At 74.4% G+C, this 17883-nt stretch carries 18 protein-coding genes; 12 read left to right on the top strand and 6 right to left on the bottom strand.

The window, feature by feature from the left end:
- Window positions 1-130 precede the first annotated feature (130 nt).
- Both ENKNEFLB_RS18740 and ENKNEFLB_RS18735 read left to right on the top strand, forming a co-directional pair.
- Window positions 131-1933: a BCCT family transporter gene (locus ENKNEFLB_RS18740; RefSeq protein WP_246535662.1), complete on the top strand. Its 1803-nt coding sequence runs from the start codon at window positions 131-133 to the stop codon at window positions 1931-1933.
- Window positions 1934-1996: 63 nt separating this feature from the next.
- A complete protein-coding gene (locus ENKNEFLB_RS18735) occupies window positions 1997-2710 on the top strand; it encodes a response regulator transcription factor (protein WP_214056753.1) in 714 nt (237 codons plus the stop codon).
- On the opposite strand, the gene ENKNEFLB_RS18730 is transcribed toward ENKNEFLB_RS18735, so the two are convergent.
- Both ENKNEFLB_RS18730 and ENKNEFLB_RS18725 read right to left on the bottom strand, forming a co-directional pair.
- Complete coding sequence (locus ENKNEFLB_RS18730) at window positions 2707-3543, bottom strand: adenylate/guanylate cyclase domain-containing protein (protein ID WP_214056752.1); 837 nt, start codon at window positions 3541-3543, stop codon at window positions 2707-2709. The genes ENKNEFLB_RS18735 and ENKNEFLB_RS18730 overlap by 4 nt on opposite strands.
- Window positions 3540-4973, bottom strand: a complete 1434-nt coding sequence (locus ENKNEFLB_RS18725) for a WS/DGAT/MGAT family O-acyltransferase (protein WP_214056751.1) — start codon at window positions 4971-4973, stop codon at window positions 3540-3542. Before ENKNEFLB_RS18725 ends, ENKNEFLB_RS18730 begins: the two co-directional genes overlap by 4 nt.
- Before the next feature lie 167 nt (window positions 4974-5140).
- Between ENKNEFLB_RS18725 and ENKNEFLB_RS18720 the strand changes: the two genes are divergently transcribed.
- The 3 genes from ENKNEFLB_RS18720 to ENKNEFLB_RS18710 are packed head-to-tail and all read left to right on the top strand — an operon-like array spanning window position 5141 to window position 9127.
- Complete coding sequence (locus ENKNEFLB_RS18720; protein ID WP_214056750.1) at window positions 5141-6559, top strand: sigma 54-interacting transcriptional regulator; 1419 nt, start codon at window positions 5141-5143, stop codon at window positions 6557-6559.
- A gap of 22 nt (window positions 6560-6581) precedes the next feature.
- Window positions 6582-7064, top strand: a complete 483-nt coding sequence (locus tag ENKNEFLB_RS18715) for a GNAT family N-acetyltransferase (RefSeq protein WP_214056749.1) — start codon at window positions 6582-6584, stop codon at window positions 7062-7064.
- On the top strand, window positions 7061-9127 hold the full coding sequence (locus ENKNEFLB_RS18710; protein ID WP_246535661.1) for a vWA domain-containing protein: 2067 nt from the start codon (window positions 7061-7063) through the stop codon (window positions 9125-9127). Before ENKNEFLB_RS18715 ends, ENKNEFLB_RS18710 begins: the two co-directional genes overlap by 4 nt.
- 129 nt (window positions 9128-9256) lie before the next feature.
- Here ENKNEFLB_RS18710 and ENKNEFLB_RS18705 read toward each other — a convergent pair whose 3' ends face one another.
- Entirely contained in the window at window positions 9257-10105 is an 849-nt protein-coding gene (locus ENKNEFLB_RS18705) for a cobalamin-binding protein (protein WP_214056748.1), read from the bottom strand.
- Between the two features lie 45 nt (window positions 10106-10150).
- Here ENKNEFLB_RS18705 and ENKNEFLB_RS18700 point away from each other — a divergent pair, with 45 nt between their 5' ends.
- Genes ENKNEFLB_RS18700 through ENKNEFLB_RS18685 form a run of 4 tightly spaced genes read left to right on the top strand, consistent with a single transcriptional unit; the run spans window position 10151 to window position 12481 of the window.
- The gene (locus tag ENKNEFLB_RS18700) at window positions 10151-10930 is read left to right on the top strand and encodes a TSUP family transporter (RefSeq protein WP_214056747.1); all 780 of its coding nucleotides are present in this window, start codon (window positions 10151-10153) and stop codon (window positions 10928-10930) included.
- Window positions 10931-10937: 7 nt separating this feature from the next.
- Window positions 10938-11585 carry an IMPACT family protein gene (locus ENKNEFLB_RS18695; RefSeq protein WP_214056746.1) on the top strand — a complete coding sequence of 216 codons (648 nt, stop codon included), beginning with the start codon at window positions 10938-10940 and terminating at the stop codon, window positions 11583-11585.
- 9 nt (window positions 11586-11594) lie between these two features.
- A complete protein-coding gene (locus ENKNEFLB_RS18690) occupies window positions 11595-11975 on the top strand; it encodes a pyridoxamine 5'-phosphate oxidase (RefSeq protein ID WP_214056745.1) in 381 nt (126 codons plus the stop codon).
- A complete protein-coding gene (locus tag ENKNEFLB_RS18685) occupies window positions 11972-12481 on the top strand; it encodes a GNAT family N-acetyltransferase (RefSeq protein ID WP_214056744.1) in 510 nt (169 codons plus the stop codon). Before ENKNEFLB_RS18690 ends, ENKNEFLB_RS18685 begins: the two co-directional genes overlap by 4 nt.
- A 22-nt stretch (window positions 12482-12503) precedes the next feature.
- Here the strand turns inward: ENKNEFLB_RS18685 and ENKNEFLB_RS18680 are convergent, their stop codons facing one another.
- The 3 genes from ENKNEFLB_RS18680 to msrA form a co-directional block, all read right to left on the bottom strand.
- On the bottom strand, window positions 12504-13844 hold the full coding sequence (locus ENKNEFLB_RS18680) for an ABC1 kinase family protein (RefSeq protein WP_214056743.1): 1341 nt from the start codon (window positions 13842-13844) through the stop codon (window positions 12504-12506).
- Window positions 13845-13901: 57 nt separating this feature from the next.
- On the bottom strand, window positions 13902-14138 hold the full coding sequence (locus ENKNEFLB_RS18675; protein WP_214056742.1) for a hypothetical protein: 237 nt from the start codon (window positions 14136-14138) through the stop codon (window positions 13902-13904).
- A gap of 70 nt (window positions 14139-14208) precedes the next feature.
- A complete protein-coding gene (gene msrA / locus ENKNEFLB_RS18670) occupies window positions 14209-14853 on the bottom strand; it encodes a peptide-methionine (S)-S-oxide reductase MsrA (RefSeq protein WP_214056741.1) in 645 nt (214 codons plus the stop codon).
- Window positions 14854-14944: 91 nt separating this feature from the next.
- On the opposite strand from msrA, the gene ENKNEFLB_RS18665 reads away from it, so the two are divergent.
- From ENKNEFLB_RS18665 to ENKNEFLB_RS18655, 3 genes are read left to right on the top strand one after another with little or no spacing between them, the layout of a single operon-like run.
- A complete protein-coding gene (locus ENKNEFLB_RS18665) occupies window positions 14945-16135 on the top strand; it encodes a cystathionine gamma-synthase (protein WP_214056740.1) in 1191 nt (396 codons plus the stop codon).
- Window positions 16136-16151: 16 nt separating this feature from the next.
- Complete coding sequence (locus tag ENKNEFLB_RS18660; RefSeq protein WP_214056739.1) at window positions 16152-16466, top strand: YidH family protein; 315 nt, start codon at window positions 16152-16154, stop codon at window positions 16464-16466.
- Entirely contained in the window at window positions 16463-17881 is a 1419-nt protein-coding gene (locus tag ENKNEFLB_RS18655; RefSeq protein ID WP_246535660.1) for a glutamate mutase L, read from the top strand. Before ENKNEFLB_RS18660 ends, ENKNEFLB_RS18655 begins: the two co-directional genes overlap by 4 nt.
- Window positions 17882-17883 lie beyond the last annotated feature (2 nt).

The raw sequence follows: 17883 nt of genomic DNA, 5'->3' as shown, positions 1-17883 counted from the left end.
CCGCCCGGGCGGGCACGGACCGGGCACGGACCGGGGACGCCGACCGGGGACGCCGACCGGGCCAGAGGTCCCGATCTGGACTCCCCGTGGGGTATCGCCTCCCCCCTGGGGGTGGGCCTAACCTCGGTCGGTGGCCCTCGATGAGCAGACCCCGACCCCCGGTCCCGTGCCCGGTCCCGCGCCCGGAGCCCCTGGAGCGAGCGCGGCCGACCGCCCCCTCTCCCCGCGCTGGCGCGACAACGTGGACCTGGTGGTCTTCGTCGTCACCGGGGTGATCGCGATCGGCTTCGTGGTCTGGGGGATCGTCAGCACCGAGAACCTCGCCTCGGCCTCGACGACCGCGCAGGACGCCGTGGTCACCAACGGCGGCTGGTTCTTCGTGCTGGTCTCGTCGTTCTTCGTCGTCTACGTGCTCTGGCTGGCCGCCAGCCGCTACGGCAAGATCCCGCTCGGCCACGACGGCGAGAAGCCGGAGTTCAAGACCGTCTCCTGGATCGCCATGATGTTCAGCGCGGGCATGGGGATCGGGCTGATGTTCTACGGCGTCGCCGAGCCGTTGTCGCACTTCACCTCCCCGCCGCCGGGGACGGTCCAGGGCGGTTCCGACGAGGCGATCGAGGTGGCCATGGCCACCACGATGTTCCACTGGGGCCTGCACCCGTGGGCGATCTACGCCGTGGTCGGGATCGCGATCGCCTACGGCAGCTACCGCGCCGGCCGTTCGCAGACGATCTCGGCCGCCTTCTGGCCCCTGCTCGGCCGGCACTCCGAGGGTGCGTTCGGGCGCGTGGTCGACATCCTGGCCATCTTCGCCACGCTCTTCGGCTCGGCCGCCTCGCTCGGCCTCGGTGCCCTGCAGATCGCCGGCGGGCTGCGCTTCAACGGGTGGGTGGGCGACGTCGGCACCCCGGTCCTGGTCGGGATCATCGCGGTCCTCACCGTCGCCTTCATCGCCTCGGCCGTCTCCGGGGTCGAGAAGGGGATCCAGTACCTCTCCAACGGCAACATGGTCCTCGCACTGACCCTCGCGGTCTTCGTCTTCGTGGTCGGCCCGACCCTGCTGATCCTGAACCTGCTGCCGACCACGCTGGCCGACTACCTCGGCCAGATGGGCGAGATGGCCTCGCGGACCGCGGCCACCGGGGACGCCGACATGAACGCCTGGCTGGGCGACTGGACCGTCTTCTACTGGGCGTGGTGGGTCTCCTGGACCCCGTTCGTCGGCATGTTCATCGCCCGGATCAGCCGTGGCCGCACCATCCGCCAGTTCGTGACCGGGGTGCTGCTGGTGCCGACCCTGGTCAGCCTGGTCTGGTTCGCGGTCTTCGGTGGCGCGGCCATCGACCAGCAGCGCTCCAGCGGCGACCTGGCCCCCGACGGGGTGGTCAACTTCGACACCGCGCTCTTCGCGATGCTCGGCGACTACCCGCTGGCCTCGATCTCCACCGTGGTCGTGATGGTCCTGGTGGCCGTCTTCTTCGTCTCCGGCGCCGACGCCGCCTCGCTGGTGATGGGCACCCTCTCGGAGAAGGGCAGGATCGAGCCCAGCAAGCGCACGGTCGTCTTCTGGGGCACCCTGACCGGCGCCGTGGCCGCGATCATGCTCGCCGTCGGCGGCAACGACGCCCTCAGCGGGCTGCAGCGGGTGACCGTGGTGGCCTCGGTGCCGTTCGTGCTGGTGATCCTCGCGCTGTGCCTCTCGCTCTACCGCGACCTGCGCCACGACCCGATCATCGTGCGCGAGCGGGCCGGCGTGGCGCTGGTCGAGGTCGCCGTGACCAGCGGTGCGGACCGCCACGACGGCGGGTTCGAGCTGGTCACCGCCCCCAGCGAGGAGGGCGTCGAGGTCGCCGAGGAGCAGGCGCGTGCCGTGGAGACCGGCGGCGCCGAGGGGGAGCGGTCGACGCGGGACCCGGACACGCCTGGGACGTAGGTCACCCGGGCCGGGCGACGTACGCCTCTGGCTGGTGGTGACCAGGTCGTTGAAACTGGCGTGATGCCAGCCCTGATCCAGGACCCCGTTCAGCCCGACGCCCCGGCGCGGGTCGTACGGGTGCTGCTGGTCGACGACCACGAGCTGGTGCTGCGGGGGCTGCGGTCGCTGCTGGACGCCGAGCCGGACCTCGAGGTGGCAGGCGAGGCCGGGGACGTGGCCGGAGCGATGCGAGAGCTGCGCCGGGTCGCGCCGGACCTCGCCGTGGTCGACGTCCGGCTGCCGGACGGCGACGGCGCCGAGGTGTGCCGCGCCGCGCTGGCCCAGGGCACGGCGGTCGTGGTGCTCACCGCCTTCGACGACGAGGCGGCCGTCGCCGGGGTGCTCGCCGCCGGCGCCTCGGGCGTGCTGCTGAAGGGCGCCGGCGGGGAGCGGATCCTCGCCGGGATGCGCCAGGTCGCGGCCGGCGGCACCCTCCCGCTGCCCCCGGTACGCCCGCGCGGCGCCGGTCCGGAGGGCACCCCGCCCGCCGGGGTCGTGGCCGCGGCCGACTCCGTGGGGATCGTGCCCGGCACCCGCCCCGCCCTGTGGCGCCTCACCCCGCGGGAGCGGGCGGTGCTCGACCTGATGGCCGAGGGGCTGAGCAACCGGCGCATCGCCGGCGAGCTCCAGATCAGCGAGAAGACGGTGAAGAACCACGTGACCGGGATGCTCTCCAAGCTCGGTGTCGCGCGGCGTACGCAGGCCGTCGCGCTGCTGCTCCGCCAGCGCGACTAGCCCGGGCGGGAGGCGACCCGGAACACCTGGTGGGTGCCCGGCAGGCCGCGCAGCCCGGTCTCGCCCGCCGGCTCGAGGACGACGGCCGCGTCCTCGTCGAGCGCGTCGGCCACCGCCCGGGAGGCCAGCACCTGACCGCCGTCGGCCAGGTCGGCCAGGCGCGCCGCCATCGCGACGTTGCGCCCGAAGTAGTCGCCGTCGCGGCTGACGGCGGTTCCGGTGTGGACCCCGATCCGGACGGCGACGCGCTCCTTGCGCAGCCGGTGGTCGCGGCCGGAGGCCAGCCGCCGCTGGATGCTCAGCGCGGCACGGCACGCGGCCTCGGCGTCGCGGAAGGCCACCATGAACCCGTCGCCGGCGGTCTTGACGACCTGGCCGCGGTGCTTCTCGACCCGGGAGCGGACCAGCGCGTCGTGGGCGGCGAGGACCTTGACGAACGCGTCGTCGCCGAGGCGGGCGTTGAGCCGGGTGGAGCCCTCGATGTCGGAGAAGAACAGGGTCACCGTGCCGTCGGTCGCGGCCATGGTGGCGACCTGGGACCGACCGTCGGTGGCCCAGGTCTGCAGGTCGTCGAGCGACGACTGGAGCAGGCCACCGACGCCCTCGCGGCGCAGCTGGGCGGCGGTGCGCACCACCCGGCGTACCGCGCGCTCCACGCCGGTGCCCGGCGAGGGCGGGCGCAGCGCGGCGTCCAGGTCGGCCTCGAGCAGGTCCGCGCGGGCCCGGGTGGCGGCGTGGGCGCGCTGCTCACGGCGCAGCACCAGCACGGTCGCCACCAGTGCCGCCGCGAGCAGGAGGGCCGCACCGCCCAGCAGGGCGGTCAGGGTGCTCACAGGCCGAGGGCCTGCTCGAGGCGCTCCAGCTCCTCGCCGGAGTACACCGCGATGCGCTGGAGGCTCGGGACGGAGTCGCGGCACCCGGTGAAACCGATGTTGAAGGAGCCGTCGTAGCTGACGCCGGTGATGTTGAGGGCCTGGCCGTTGAAGAGCAGGCTGACCGGGTAGATCTCCTCCACGGGTGAGCCGTCGAGGTAGCGGGTCTCGGCCGGTCCGGGCACGTTGGAGACCACGACGTTGGCGGCCGGGCGGCCGTGACCGCCCACCCCGAGCAGCGCCACGGACAGGAACGGTGCCATCAGCGCCACGGTGTAGGCGTCCATCGCCGCACCGCCCACGTCGGGGAGGCGGGTCTTGCCCAACCGCGTCGAGGCCTTGATCAGCGCCACCCGCTCCAGCGGGTCCTCCACGGTGGTGCCGAGGCTGGCGTAGAGGAAGGTGAGCGCGTTGCCGACCCGGGCGCCGCCCTCCGGGCGCACCGACACCGGCACGTTCGCGGTGAGGTCCTCGGCGGGCAGCGCGTCCATCTCGAGCAGGTAGCGGCGCAGCGCGCCGCCGCAGAGCGCGAGGTAGACGTCGTTGAGGCTCGCCCCGGCTGCCGCCGCGACGGCCTTGAGCCGGTCCACCGAGTAGTGCTGGGTGGCGAAGCGGCGGGGGGCGTGGATGCGCTCGTTGAGGATCGAGCGCGGGGCACGGAAGGGCACCGCGCGGTCGGGGTCGCGGCGCAGGCCGGTCAGCGTCTCGGCGTAGGTCCGCGCCAGCGAGCCGCCGACCGACGCGCTCGCGCGCACCCGGTCGGCCACCCCGGTGGCGAGGTCGCCCAGCAGCGAGTCGCGGTCGGCGACGTCGGAGGCGCGCTCCACCTCGCGGGCGGGCTCCTCGCGCGGTGGCAGGCCGGACTGGTCGGGCCCGTGGGCGCCGACGGCCCACGGCGGCAGCATCCCGCGGCGCTCCGGGTCGACCGAGAGCATCCGGCGCAGCAGGCGTACCCCGCCGACGCCGTCGACCTGGGAGTGGTGCGCCTTGAAGTACAACGACCAGCGGTCCTCCTCCAGGCCCTCGATGACGTGGCACTCCCACAACGGGTAGCGCCGGTCCATCCGGGAGGAGTGCAGCCGCGAGACGAGCACGCCGAGCTCGCGCTGTGATCCGGGCGAGGGCAGGGCGGAGTGCCGCAGGTGGTAGTCGAGGTCGATCTGCTCGTCCTCGAGCTCGGACCAGCTCGGCACCGGGAACCGGTGGAAGAGGTAGTTGTAGGGAGGGTGGAAGTGCCGCGCCTCCCGCCACCGCGCGACGAGGTCGGCCACGAAGGTCGGCTCGCCCTCGGGCACCCGGAACGTCGCGAGCATCCCGACCTGCATCGGGGTACGACGGGTCTCGGCGAACAGCCAGGCCGAGTCGTTCACGGACAGCAGCGTGCGCGCCACGACCGCCCTCCTCCCGGCGCTCGCCCTCGAGCGCCTCCGGTGCGGACCCTACTGGCCGCCGCCGTCGCCGGGCAGGGCGTCCGCGGGCGGAGCGGGGCCGGGAGCGGGGACGGGGGGCGAGGGCGGGGCCGTCGAGGGGGTGGGCCTCCGGGCGTACCGTGGAATTCGTGACTGCCACCCCGACCGCCGGTCCCTCCTCGTCGCCGGCCCCCGAGGCCCGTACCGTCGGCCAGCTGCGCGCCTCCGGGCACCAGCTGCGCTCGCTGCGCACCGAGATCCGCGAGAACCTGCTGGACGCCCTGCGCGAGGGCCGCGACCCGTGGCCGGGCCTGCACGGCTTCGAGCACACCGTGGTCCCGCAGCTCGAGCGGGCGCTGATCGCGGGCCACGACATCGTGCTGCTCGGCGAGCGCGGCCAGGGCAAGACCCGGTTGCTGCGCACGATGGTCGGCCTGCTCGACGAGTGGACCCCGGTGATCGAGGGTTCCGAGCTCGGCGAGCACCCGTACGACCCGATCATCCACGCCTCGCAGCGCCGCGCCGCCGAGCTCGGCGACGAGCTGCCGGTCGTGTGGCGCCACCGCGACGAGCGCTACGCCGAGAAGCTGGCGACGCCGGACACCTCGGTGGCCGACCTGATCGGCGACGTCGACCCGATGAAGGTCGCCGAGGGCCGCTCGCTGGGCGACCCCGAGACGATCCACTTCGGGCTCGTGCCGCGCAGCCACCGCGGGATCGTGGCGCTCAACGAGCTGCCCGACCTCGCCGAGCGGATCCAGGTCTCGATGCTCAACGTGATGGAGGAGCGCGACGTGCAGATCCGCGGCTACGTGCTGCGGCTGCCGCTCGACGTGCTCGTCGTGGCCAGCGCGAACCCGGAGGACTACACCAACCGCGGCCGGATCATCACCCCGCTCAAGGACCGCTTCGGCGCCGAGATCCGCACGCACTACCCGACCGAGCTGGACGCCGAGATCCGCGTGATCCGCCAGGAGGCCGACCTCGTCGCCGACGTGCCGGACCACCTGATCGAGGTGCTGGCGCGCTTCACCCGCAACCTGCGCGACTCCTCCGCGGTCGACCAGCGCTCCGGCGTCTCGGCCCGGTTCGCGATCGCCGGCGCCGAGACGATCGCCGCCGCCGCCCTCCACCGCGCCACCCGGCACGGCGAGGACGAGGCGGTGGCCCGCGTGGTCGACCTCGAGACCGCCGTGGAGGTCCTCGGCGGCAAGATCGAGTTCGAGACCGGCGAGGAGGGTCGCGAGCAGGAGGTGCTGACCCACCTGCTGCGCACCGCCACCGCCGAGGTGGTGCGTGCCCACCTGCGCGGCATCGACCTGGGGCTGCTGGCCGACGCCATCGAGAACGGTGCGATGGTCACCACCGGCGAGCAGGTCACCGCCCGCGACTTCCTCACCGGCCTGCCGGTGCTGGGGGAGTCCGACCTCTACGACCAGGTCTGCGACGCGCTCGGCGCCACCAACGACGGCCAGCGCGCCGGCGCGATCGAGCTCGCGCTCGAGGGGCTGTACCTCGCGCGCAAGGTCGGCAAGGACACCGACGGCCGGGAGACGGTGTACGGGTGAGATCGCCGTGGTGACCGGCTCCGTGAGGGTCCGTCCGGCCGACCCCGCCGACGTCCGGGGCGTCGTCGCGCTGGGCCGCGCGGTCGTGCCGGCCACCTACGAGCCGCTCTCCCCGGCCTATGCCAGGTGGTGCCTGGACCGCTGGTGGTCCGAGACCGAGGTCGCCGGGGCGCTGGAACGTCTCCCTCACTGGGTGGCGACGGACGATGCAGGCCGGGTCCTGGGGGTGGCCAACCTGGGCGAGCTCGACGGCGGGCCGGTGATGTGGAAGCTCTACGTCGACCCGGGGGAGCACCGGACCGGACTGGGCTCCCGCCTGCTCGCCGAGGTCCTGCACGCGGCCGGGGACACCCCACTCGTTCTCGAACGGTTGAGCGGCAACCAGCGGGCCGCGATGTTCTACGCCACCCACGGTTTCGTCGAGACCCACCGCACCGTCGCCGAGGCCTTCCCGGACCTGACCTGGGTCTGGATGCGCCGCACACCGGAGGTTGACCCGTCATGAAGGACCGCACCCGCTTCAAGCGCTACGACGGCGGCGACCCGCTCGCCCCGCCGGTCGACCTCTCCGAGGCCCTCGACGCGATCGGCGAGGACGTGATGGCCGGCTACAGCCCCGAGCGGGCGATGCGGGAGTTCCTGCGCCGCGGCGGTCAGGACCAGGCCGGTCTCGACGACCTGGCCCGCCGGGTCGCCGAGCGGCGCCGGGAGCTGATGGACCGGCACAACCTGGACGGCACCCTGGCCGAGGTCAAGGAGCTGCTCGACAAGGCGGTCCTCGAGGAGCGCAAGCAGCTGGCCCGCGACGCACTGATGGACGACGGCGACCGCGCGTTCCGCGAGATGCAGCTCGAGAACCTGCCGGCCAGCCCGGCCGCGGCGGTCAGCGAGCTGTCGTCCTACGACTGGCAGAGCAGCGAGGCCCGCGCCGACTTCGAGAAGATCAAGGACCTGCTCGGTCGCGAGATGCTCGAGCAGCGCTTCGCCGGCATGAAGCAGGCGCTCGAGAACGCCACCGACGAGGACCGTTCGGCGATCAACGAGATGCTCGGCGACCTGAACGACCTGCTGGCCAAGCACGCGCGGGGCGAGGACACGCCTGCGGACTTCGACGACTTCATGGCCAAGCACGGGGAGTACTTCCCCGAGGGCCCGCAGGACATCGACGAGCTGCTGGACGCCCTGGCCCAGCGGGCGGCGGCGGCGCAGCGGATGCGCAACTCGATGACGCCCGAGCAGCGCGCGGAGCTCGACGCTCTGGCGCAGCAGGCCTTCGGCTCGCCCGAGCTGATGGACTCGTTGTCCCAGCTCGACGCCAACCTGCGAGGGCTGCGGCCCGGGGAGGACTGGGGCGGCTCGGAGCGGATGGACGGCGAGGAGGGGCTCGGGCTCGGCGACGGCACGGGCGTCTTCCAGGACCTCGCGGACCTCGACGACCTCGCGGACCAGCTCGCCCAGTCGTACTCCGGCTCCCGGATGGACGACGTCGACCTCGACAAGCTGGCCCGCCAGCTCGGCGACCAGGCCTCCGTCGACGCCCGCACGCTGCAGGAGCTGGAGAAGGCGCTCCGCGACAGCGGGACGATGCAGCGCGGCTCGGACGGGCAGCTGCGGCTGACGCCCAAGGCGATGCGGCAGCTCGGCAAGGCGCTGCTGCGCGACGTGGCGACCCGAATGAGCGGGCGCCAGGGTCAGCGCGACACCCGGCGCGCCGGCGGGGCCGGGGAGCTCACCGGGTCCTCCCGCGGCTGGGAGTTCGGCGACACCGAGCCGTGGGACATCCCGCGGACCGTGCTCAACTCCGTACGCCGCCGCGCCGGCGGGGCGCGGGGCGGCTCGACGGGGGGCGCCGTCGGCGGCCGCGCGATCGAGCTCGAGGACATCGAGGTGTCCGAGACCGAGGACCGGACGCAGGCCTGCGTGGCGCTGCTGGTCGACACGTCGTTCTCGATGGCGATGGACGGCCGGTGGGTGCCGATGAAGCGCACCGCGCTCGCGCTGCACACGCTGATCCGCTCCCGCTTCCGCGGCGACGCGCTCCAGCTGATCGGCTTCGGGCGGCACGCCGAGGTGATGGAGATCGAGCAGCTGACCGCGCTCGACGCGATGTGGGACAAGGGCACGAACCTGCACCACGCGCTGCTGCTGGCGAACCGGCACTTCCGCAAGCACCCCAACGCCCAGCCGGTGCTGCTGATCGTCACCGACGGCGAGCCGACCTCCCACCTCGAGCCCGACGGGGAGGTGTGGTTCTCCTACCCGCCGCACCCGCTGACGGTGGCCTACGCGGTGAAGGAGCTGGACAACGCCCGGCGCCTCGGGGCGCAGACCACCTTCTTCCGGCTCGGGGAGGACCCCGGCCTCGCCCGGTTCATCGAGCAGATGGCGCAGCGGGTCGAGGGCCGGGTCGTCGCTCCCGAGCTCGACGACCTCGGCGCAGCCGTGGTCGGCTCCTACCTCGGCTCCCGCGGGCGCGGCGGCGCGGGCGGCAGTGGCGGCGGTGGCGGCCTGGGCGGCTTCACCGGGCGTGACTGGTTCGGCGGCGGCCGGGGGTCCTGGGTCGGCTGAGCAGGCCGGGGAGGGCCGGCCCGCGGGGTGGTCGAGTCGTGATCCGGTGTCATCAGGTGGCACCAGATCGCGACTCGAGAGCCACCGGGGCGTGCCCGCTCGCTCCTCGACCTCCCGGGCGGCGGCGCCTCAGCCCCCGTGCAGCACCCCGGCCAGCTCCTCGACGCCGTCCACCAACCGCGGGCCGGGTCGCGCCCAGGACGCGTCGGCGTCCACGGCGTGGACGCGTACCCCGGCCGGGAGGACGCCGGCGGCGACCAGCGCGTCGGCCTGGGCCTGGGAGGCCGTGCGGTCGAAGCCGCAGGGCGCCACCACGACAACGTCGGGCCGGGCCGCGTGGACGTCCTCCCAGGTGGTCCGTACGGACTTCTCGCCCGCGGCGCCGAGGACGCAGTCGCCGCCGGCGGCCTCGACCATCTCCGGGATCCAGTGGCCGGGCGCGTACGGCGGGTCGGTCCACTCCAGCACCACGACCCGAGGGCGGGTCCGGCCGGTCACGCGCCGGCGCACGGCCGCGAGCCGGTCCTCCAGCGAGGCCACCAGGGCGGCCGCGGCGGCCTCGCGCCCGGTGCGCCGACCGAGCTCGACGACCGTGCCGAGCACCTCGGCGAGGGTGTGCGGGTCGGTGGTGACGACGTCGGCCGTGCAGCCGAGGTGGGTCAGCGCGTCGTCGACGGTCGCGACGTCGATCGCGCACACCGCGCACAGGTCCTGGGTGACGACGAGGTCGGCGTCGAGCCCGGCCAGGGCGTCCTCGTCGAGCCGGTAGAGGTCCTCGCCGCGGGCCACGGCGGCCGACACCGCCGCGTCGATCCCGGCCGGGTCCAGGCCCTCGGGCAGGTTCGAGGTCGACACGATCCGCCGCGTCCGTGCCTCGGCGGGGTGGTCGCACTCGAAGGTCACGCCGACCACCTCGTCCCCGGCGCCGATCGCGAAGAGGATCTCGGTGGTCGAGGGGAGGAGGGAGACGATGCGCACGCCCGCCACCCTAGGTCGCCGTCACGCGGTCCTAGGGTGACCGCCGTGGATGACCCCGGCCTGACCCTGCTGGCGGTGCTGGCCCTGGCCGGCCTGGTGGCCGGCTTCGTCGACGCGGTCGTCGGCGGCGGCGGGCTGGTCCAGCTCCCGGCCCTGCTCGTCGGGCTGCCCGGCGCCAGCCCCGTACAGGTCCTGGCCACCAACAAGCTCGCGTCGTGGATGGGCGTCACGGTGAGCTCGGCGACCTACCTGCGGCGGGTACGTCCGCAGGCGTCGACGTTCGTGCCGCTGATGCTGGCCGCCTTCGTCGGATCGGCCGCCGGGGCGGTCGCCGCCTCCTTCATCCCCCGGGAGGCGTTCGACCCGGTCGTCCTCGTCGCGCTGCTGCTCGTCGGCGCCTGGGTGCTGTTCCGGCCGTCCCTCGGCGAGACGACCGAGCTGCGCTTCGGTCGCGGCCACCACGTCGCGCTGGCCGTGGGCGCGGGCCTCGTCGTCGGCTTCTACGACGGGGCGCTGGGGCCGGGCACCGGCAGCTTCTTCGTGCTGGCGATGGTCGGGCTCCTCGGCTACTCGTTCCTGGAGGGCTCCGCCAACGCCCGCCTGGCCAACTGGGCCACCAACCTCGCGGCGCTGGTCGTCTTCGTGCCGCAGGGTGCGGTGCTGTGGGAGGTCGGGCTCGTCGTCGGGGTGGCCAACGTCGTCGGCTCCTACGTCGGCGCCCGGACCGCCGTGGCCCGGGGAGCAGGCTTCGTCCGCGCGTTCTTCGTGGTGGTCGTCGGCGGGTTCGTGGTCCGCATCGGCGGCGACGTGCTGGGCGTGTGGTGACGCTCCGGTGAGCACCACGTACCGCACGATCGCACGCACCGCGGAGGTCGAGACGGAGGTCAGCAGGTCGCGGTTCCGCTGCCGCCTGGAGCGGGTCGCGACCGAGGCCGAGGCCCGCGCCGTGGTCGACGCCGCCCGCCGCGAGCACCGGGACGCACGCCACCACTGCTCGGCCTTCCTGCTCGGCCCGCCGCCCCAGGTGGTCGAGCGCTCCAGCGACGACGGGGAGCCGGGCGGCACCGCCGGCGCCCCGATGCTCGAGGTGCTCCGCGGCGCGGGGACCGACGACGAGCCGCTGGCCGACGTGGTCGCCGTGGTGACGCGGTGGTTCGGCGGGACGCTGCTCGGAGCCGGCGGCCTGGTCCGCGCCTACGGCGACGCCGTGCGTACCGCCCTGGAGGCCGCCGGGACCCGCCGCCGCGCGCTGCTGCGCGAGCTCGAGGTGGAGGTCGGGCACGCCGACGCCGGACGGCTCGAGAGCGGCCTGCGCACCCACGACGTGGCCGTGCTCGACCAGGCCTACGCCGCCCGCGTCACCCTCCGCCTCGCCGTCCCCACCGACGGCGTCGCCGCGCTGCACGCCCTGGTCGCGGAGCTGACGGGCGGGACCGCGGAGGCGGTGGACGCGGGGGAGCGGTGGGTCGACCGCGGGTAGGTTCGGACCATGAGCATCCCGGTCGACCTCGCGGACCTCGCCCGCACCCTGGAGCAGTACGGCCCCGGCTACCTGCTGAGCACCGCCGGCGAGAGCGTCAAGGCGGTCTCGGCCGACCCCGTGCTGAGCGACGGCGTGGTCGTGGTGGCCGGCCCCGGTGGCGGGAGCCTGCGCAACGTCACCGCCAACGCGACGGTCACGCTGCTGTTCCCTCCGCGCGAGGAGCGCGGGTACACCCTGCTGGTCGACGGCACCGCCACGGTCGACGGCGACGACGTCCGGGTCACCCCCGGCCACGCGGTGCTGCACCGCCCCGTGGACCACGCCGGACCCGACCACGCCCCGGGCAGCACGAGCTCGTGCGGGCACGACTGCCACCCGGTGACGTGAGCGGCACCCTCACGATCCGGCCGGCCACCGCCGCGGACTGGCCCGCCATCCGCCCGTTCTTCGCCGAGGTGGTGGAGGCGCAGGAGACCTACGCCTACCCGCTCGGGCTGACCAGCGAGCAGGGCCGCGCACTGTGGTTCGCCGAGCCGCCGGGCGCCACGGTCGTGCTGGTCGACGACACCGTGGGCGGCGAGGTCGTGCTCGGCACCGCGCGGATGGGGCCGAACCGGCCCGGACCCGGCAGCCACGTCGGCACCGCCTCGTTCATGGTCGCCCCGGCGGCGCGCGGGCGAGGAGTCGGTCGGGCGCTGGGCGAGCACGTCGTGGCCTGGCACCGGGAGCAGGGGTACGCCGCGATCCAGTTCAACGCGGTGGTCGAGACGAACACCGCGGCGGTGGGTCTGTGGCGTTCCCTCGGCTTCGAGGTCGTCGGCACCGTCCCCGAGGCGTTCGCCTCCCCGACCCACGGCCGGGTCGGGCTGCACGTCATGCACCTGCGGCTCTGAGCCGGTGTACGAGAGACCGCCCTCAGACAACCGGGGCGGCGAAGCCGGGGAGCAGCTCCTCGAGGATCTCGCGGAACCGCGCCTTCGTGCCGAGCTGGGACAGGATCGCGATGCCACCCACCCACGACCGGTGGATGAGCAAGTACTCCGGGGGCAGGTTCAGCTTGATCGCCACCGTGTACGCGGGCTCGCGCGGGTCGTTGATCCGGGCAAACTGCTCGCGCATCCACTCCCGGCTGAACTGGAACTCCTCGACCCGGGTCGGCTCGACCAGGGGCGAGAGGTAGTCGGCGACCTGCTGCGCGTCCAGCTTGGTGCGCTCCTTGACGAATCCCTCGGCCCGCAGGCCGTCCATCAGCTGGGTGGCGTCGTCGAGCGCGGCGAGGCGGATCAGCCGGCCCATCACCTCGGGCAGGCCGGTGTCGGGCAGCCGCGCGACGGCGCCGAAGTCGAGCACGCCGAGGCGACCGGGACGGCCGTCCTCGGTGGGCATCACCCGGTAGTTGCCCGGGTGCGGGTCGGCGTGGAGCATCGCGACCCGCGCCGGCGAGGAGAAGATGAAGCGGGTGAAGAGGTCGCCGTAGTGGTCGCGCTCCTCCTGCGTGCCGGACGCGATGACCGAGGCCAGCGAGGCCGGGCTGTCGAGCCACTCGGTGACCAGCACCCGGCGGCCGACGGCCACGACGTCGGGCACCACGATGTCGGGGTCGCCGCGGTAGCCCTCGGCGAAGCCGCGCTGGGCCTGCGCCTCGAGCTCGTAGTCGAGCTCCTCCTCGGCACGCAGCTGCAGCTCCTCGATCAGCGGCTTCAGGTCGATGCCGGGGAAGACCGGCGCGATCGAGCGGCCGAGCCGCGACAGCTGGCGCAGGTCGGAGCGCAGCGCCTCGTCGGCGCCGGGGTACTGCACCTTCACCGCCACCTCGCGGCCGTCGTGCCAGCGCCCCTTGTGCACCTGCCCGATCGAGGCGGAGGCGGTCGGACCACCGTCCAGCCAGACCAGCTGCTGCTTCCAGTCCGGGCCGAGGTCCTCGGTGAGCACCTGCCGCACCGTCGAGGTCGGCATCGGGGGAGCGGAGTCCTGCAGCTTGGTCAGCTGCTCGCGGTAGGGACCCGCGACCTCCTCCGGCAGCGCCGACTCGAAGACCGACATCGCCTGACCGAACTTCATCGCCCCGCCCTTGAGCTCGCCCAGGGTGCGGAAGACCTGCTCGGCGGTCCTGGCCTGGATGTCGCTCATCACCGCCTCCGCCGGCGCGCCACCGAGGCGGCGGCCGAAGCCGACGGCGCTGCGCCCGGCGTACCCCAGGGGGAGACGGGCGAGACGGGCGGTGCGCCGGGCGGCCTTGCGAGGGAGGTCGCTCATGGGGCCATCCTGGCTCACGCCACCTGAGGACGGGTCACCCGAACGCCGGGGCGGGCCTCAGGGCTGGGGGCCCAGGAGCGGTCCGTCCGGGGTGCCGGCGAGCGGGCCCGGCTCCTTCAGCTCCACGAGGACGACGTGCGTAGGCGTGTCCCCGGTGTTCTCGCCGCGGTGGTCCTGGGCGGGCAGCCAGGCCGTCGTCCCGGCCACCATCTCGACCTCCCGCGTCACCTCGCCCGAGACCAGGAGCCGACGGAAGGACGACATCGCGTACATCACGCTGTCCGGGTGGTCCACCGACCCACCGTCGCACCGGGCGCCCACCGCGACCAGAGCCGTTGGTCGCACCCGGCCGCCCGGCCCGTGCTCAGGCGGTCTGCGGGAACCGCACGCCGGTGTTGGCGTGGCAGCGGTAGCCGAAGGGGTTCTTCGCCAGGTACTGCTGGTGCGGGTCCTCGGCGTAGTAGTACTCCGGGGCCGGCTTGATCTCGGTGGTGATCGAGCCCAGGCGCCGACGCTCGAGCTCGGCGCCGTAGACCTTCGTCAGCTCGCGCGCGGTCTCCTCCTGCGCGGGCGTGGTCCAGTAGATCGCCGAGCGGTACTGCGTGCCGACGTCGTTGCCCTGGCGCATGCCCTGGGTCGGGTCGTGGATCTCGAAGAACCGCTTCACCAGGTCGGCGAAGGCGACGCGGGAGGGGTCGAACACGACCCGGACGGCCTCGGTGTGCCCGGTGCGCCCCGAGCAGACCTCCTCGTACGAGGGGTGCGGGGTCTCCCCGCCGGCGTAGCCGACCGAGGTCGAGTACACGCCGTCCAGGCCCCAGTACGCCTCCTCGGCGCCCCAGAAGCAGCCCAGGCCGAAGATGGCGACCTCGTGGCCGGCCGGGACCTCGTCGGTCACCAGCGGCGCGTCGAGCACGGCGTGCTGCGTGGCCAGGTGCCAGGGCCGCTCGGGCCGGCCGGCCAGGGCCTTGCCGGGCTCGGGGAGGGAGGACTTGTCGCGTCCGAACACTTCGATCTCCTTCGGTCGGGGTCGATCATCGATCGTCACCCGGCACAACACCGGAGGTCGCCCGGACCTTCCCGCGCACTACCCTCGACGGGTGAGCGAGCAGCAGCAGGGGAACCAGTCCGAGAAGGCCGGGTTCGAGACCCGCGCCATCCACGCCGGCTACGAGCCCGACCCGAGCACGGGGGCGGTGATCCCGCCGATCTTCGCGACGTCGACCTACAAGCAGGACGGCGTCGGCGGCCTGCGCGGCGGGTACGAGTACTCGCGCTCGGCCAACCCCACGCGGACCGCGCTCGAGGGCAACCTGGCCGCGCTCGAGGAGGGGGAGCGGGCCTTCGCGTTCGCCTCCGGGCTGGCCGCGGAGGACACCCTGGTCCGCGCCACCTGCCGGCCCGGCGACCACGTCGTGATCCCCGACGACGCCTACGGCGGCACGTACCGGCTCTTCGACAAGGTCGAGCAGTCCTGGGGCGTCGAGCACACGCCCGCCGCGGTGTCCGACGTCGAGGCCGTCCGCGCCGCGATCCGCCCGGGGGTCACGAAGCTGGTGTGGTGCGAGACCCCGACCAACCCGCTGCTGAACGTCGGTGACATCGAGGCGCTGGCCGCGGTCGCCCACGACGCCGGGGCGCTGCTGGTCGTCGACAACACCTTCGCCTCGCCCTACCTCCAGCAGCCGCTGACGCTCGGCGCCGACGTCGTCGTGCACTCGACGACGAAGTACGCCGGCGGCCACTCCGACGTCGTCGGCGGTGCGCTCGTCGTGCGCGACCTCGACCTGGCCGAGCAGGTCGCCTTCCACCAGAACGCGATCGGTGCGGTCGCGGGCCCCTTCGACGCCTGGCTGGTGCTGCGCGGCCTCAAGACGCTCGCGGTCCGGATGGAGCGCCACTGCGACAACGCCGAGCAGGTGGTGGCGATGCTCGAGGCGCACCCGGCCGTCACCCAGGTGATCTACCCCGGCCTGCCCGACCACCCCGGCCACGCCGTCGCCGCGCGTCAGATGAAGCGGTTCGGCGGGATGGTCTCCTTCCGCGTCGCCGGCGGGGTCGAGGCCGCGCTCGCGGTCTGCGAGGGCACCGAGGTGTTCACCCTCGGCGAGAGCCTCGGCGGCGTCGAGTCGCTGATCGAGCACCCCGGCCGGATGACCCACGCCAGCGTCAGCGGGACCGCGCTCGAGGTGCCCGAGGACCTGGTCCGCCTCAGCGTCGGCATCGAGACCGCCGCCGACCTCCTGGCCGACCTCGAGCGCGCGCTCGAGCTCTCCCAGCGGTCCCGGTGAGCGCCCGGAGCGCCCGGTGAGCGAGCCCGACTACCGCTTCACGCTGGCCAACGAGCGGACCTTCCTGGCCTGGGTCCGCACCAGCCTCGGACTGGTCGCGGCCGCGCTCTTCGTCCTGCACCTGATCGAGCGCGACCTCGTCTCGCTGCTGCTGGCGTTCCTGCTGCTGGCGAGCGCGGCCGGCTCGATGGTCGGCGGGTTCCTGCGCTACCGCGCCGTCGAGGCCGCGATGCGGGCCGGGCGGCCGCTCCCCGCCGCCCGGGTCACCACCGCGATGGCGGTCGCGGGCGTGCTGGTGGTCGTCGCCGTCGGCGCCTCGGCGTTCGTGTGACGCGCACCCCGGGCCTGCCCGGCCTGGCGCTCTGCGTCGACCTCGGCTCCACCTTCACCAAGGCGCTGCTCGTCGACCTCGCCGACGGCACCGTCGTTGGACGCGCCGAGCACGCCACGACCGCCGCCGGCGGCGACGTCCTCGCCGGGTACGACGCCTGCCGCGCCGCCCTGGTGGACGCCCACCCCCGGGCCGCTGACGCGGTGCGGCTCGCCTGCTCCAGCGCGGGCGGCGGGCTGCGGATCGCGGTGCTCGGCAACGAGCCGCTGGTCACCGCCGAGGCCGGGCGTCGGGTCGCGCTGTCCAGCGGCGGGCACGTGGTGGCCGTGGCCTCGGTCGCCGGCGACGCCGACCCGGCCGCCGTCGTGCTCGCCGCGACGCCGGACGTGGTGCTGCTGACCGGCGGGACCGACGGCGGCAACACCCGGGCGCTGGTCGACGGCGCGACCGCGGTCGTCGGGGCCGGCTGGACCGGCCCGGTGGTGGTGGCCGGCAACGTCGCCGCGCACGCGCAGGTCGCCGCGGTGCTCGGTGAGGTGCCGTACGTCCTGGCGCCCAACGTGGTGCCGCGGATCGGGGTGCTCGATCCGGACGGCGCCCGTGCGGCCGTGCGGGAGGTGTTCGTCAGCCACGTCATCGGCGGCAAGCGCCTCACCTCGCCCGCGCGCCGGCGCGAGCTCGAGGAGCTGGTCCGCGGCGCGACGCCCGACGTGGTGCTGCGCGGGGTCGAGGTGCTGGCCGAGGAGGTCGGCGACGTGGTGGTGGTCGACGTCGGAGGCGCCACCACCGACGTGCACGCCGTGGTCGAGGTCGACCCCGAGCAGAGCGGCCTGGCCCGCGAGGTCGTCGCCACGACCCGCGCCGGGCGCACCGTCGAGGGCGACCTCGGGATGCGGTGGTCGGCGGTGACCACCGTCGAGCGGCTCGACCCCGACGAGCTGGCCCCCGCGGCGCACGACCGGCTCGCCGCCGCGGCCCGCCGCCGCGCCGACGACCCGGCGTACCTCCCGCAGGACGACGACGACCTCGACGACGACGACGACGAGGCCCTGGCCCGGGCCGCGCTGACCCAGGCGCTGCGGCGGCACGCCGGCCGGGCCCGGGTCGTCCTCGGCGACGACGGCCGGGTCGTGGAGCGCAGCGGGCGCGACCTGCGCACGGTCGACCTCGTGGTCGGCTCCGGCGGCGTCCTCCGCCACGGCAGGACGGGGGTCGCCGACCGGGTGCTCGCCCCCGCCCTCGGGGCCGACGCCGCGGCCCGTGCCGGCGGCGGGTGGCAGCTTCCCGAGCAGCCCCGCGTGGTCGTCGACCACGACTACGTCCTGGCCGCAGTCGGGCTGCTCGCCGACGCCCACCCGGGCGCGGCGCGGGCGCTCGCCCGAGGGCTGGTGACGGGCGCCACGGGCATACGCTGAGC

Origin of the sequence: Nocardioides aquaticus, from assembly GCF_018459925.1 — a bacterium.
Classification (GTDB): domain Bacteria; phylum Actinomycetota; class Actinomycetes; order Propionibacteriales; family Nocardioidaceae; genus Nocardioides; species Nocardioides aquaticus.
The sequence above is the reverse complement of the archived record's forward strand: the minus strand, read 5'-3'. Positions and strand labels throughout refer to the sequence as shown.

Bases quoted from the DNA above. Each gene is read 5' to 3' on its own strand.
- ENKNEFLB_RS18735 (WP_214056753.1), top strand. From the start codon at position 1,997: ATGCCAGCCCTGATCCAGGACCCCGTTCAGCCCGACGCCCCGGCGCGG.
- ENKNEFLB_RS18690 (WP_214056745.1), top strand. From the start codon at position 11,595: ATGAGCATCCCGGTCGACCTCGCGGACCTCGCCCGCACCCTGGAGCAG.
- ENKNEFLB_RS18680 (WP_214056743.1), bottom strand. From the start codon at position 13,844: ATGAGCGACCTCCCTCGCAAGGCCGCCCGGCGCACCGCCCGTCTCGCC.
- ENKNEFLB_RS18710 (WP_246535661.1), top strand. From the start codon at position 7,061: ATGAAGGACCGCACCCGCTTCAAGCGCTACGACGGCGGCGACCCGCTC.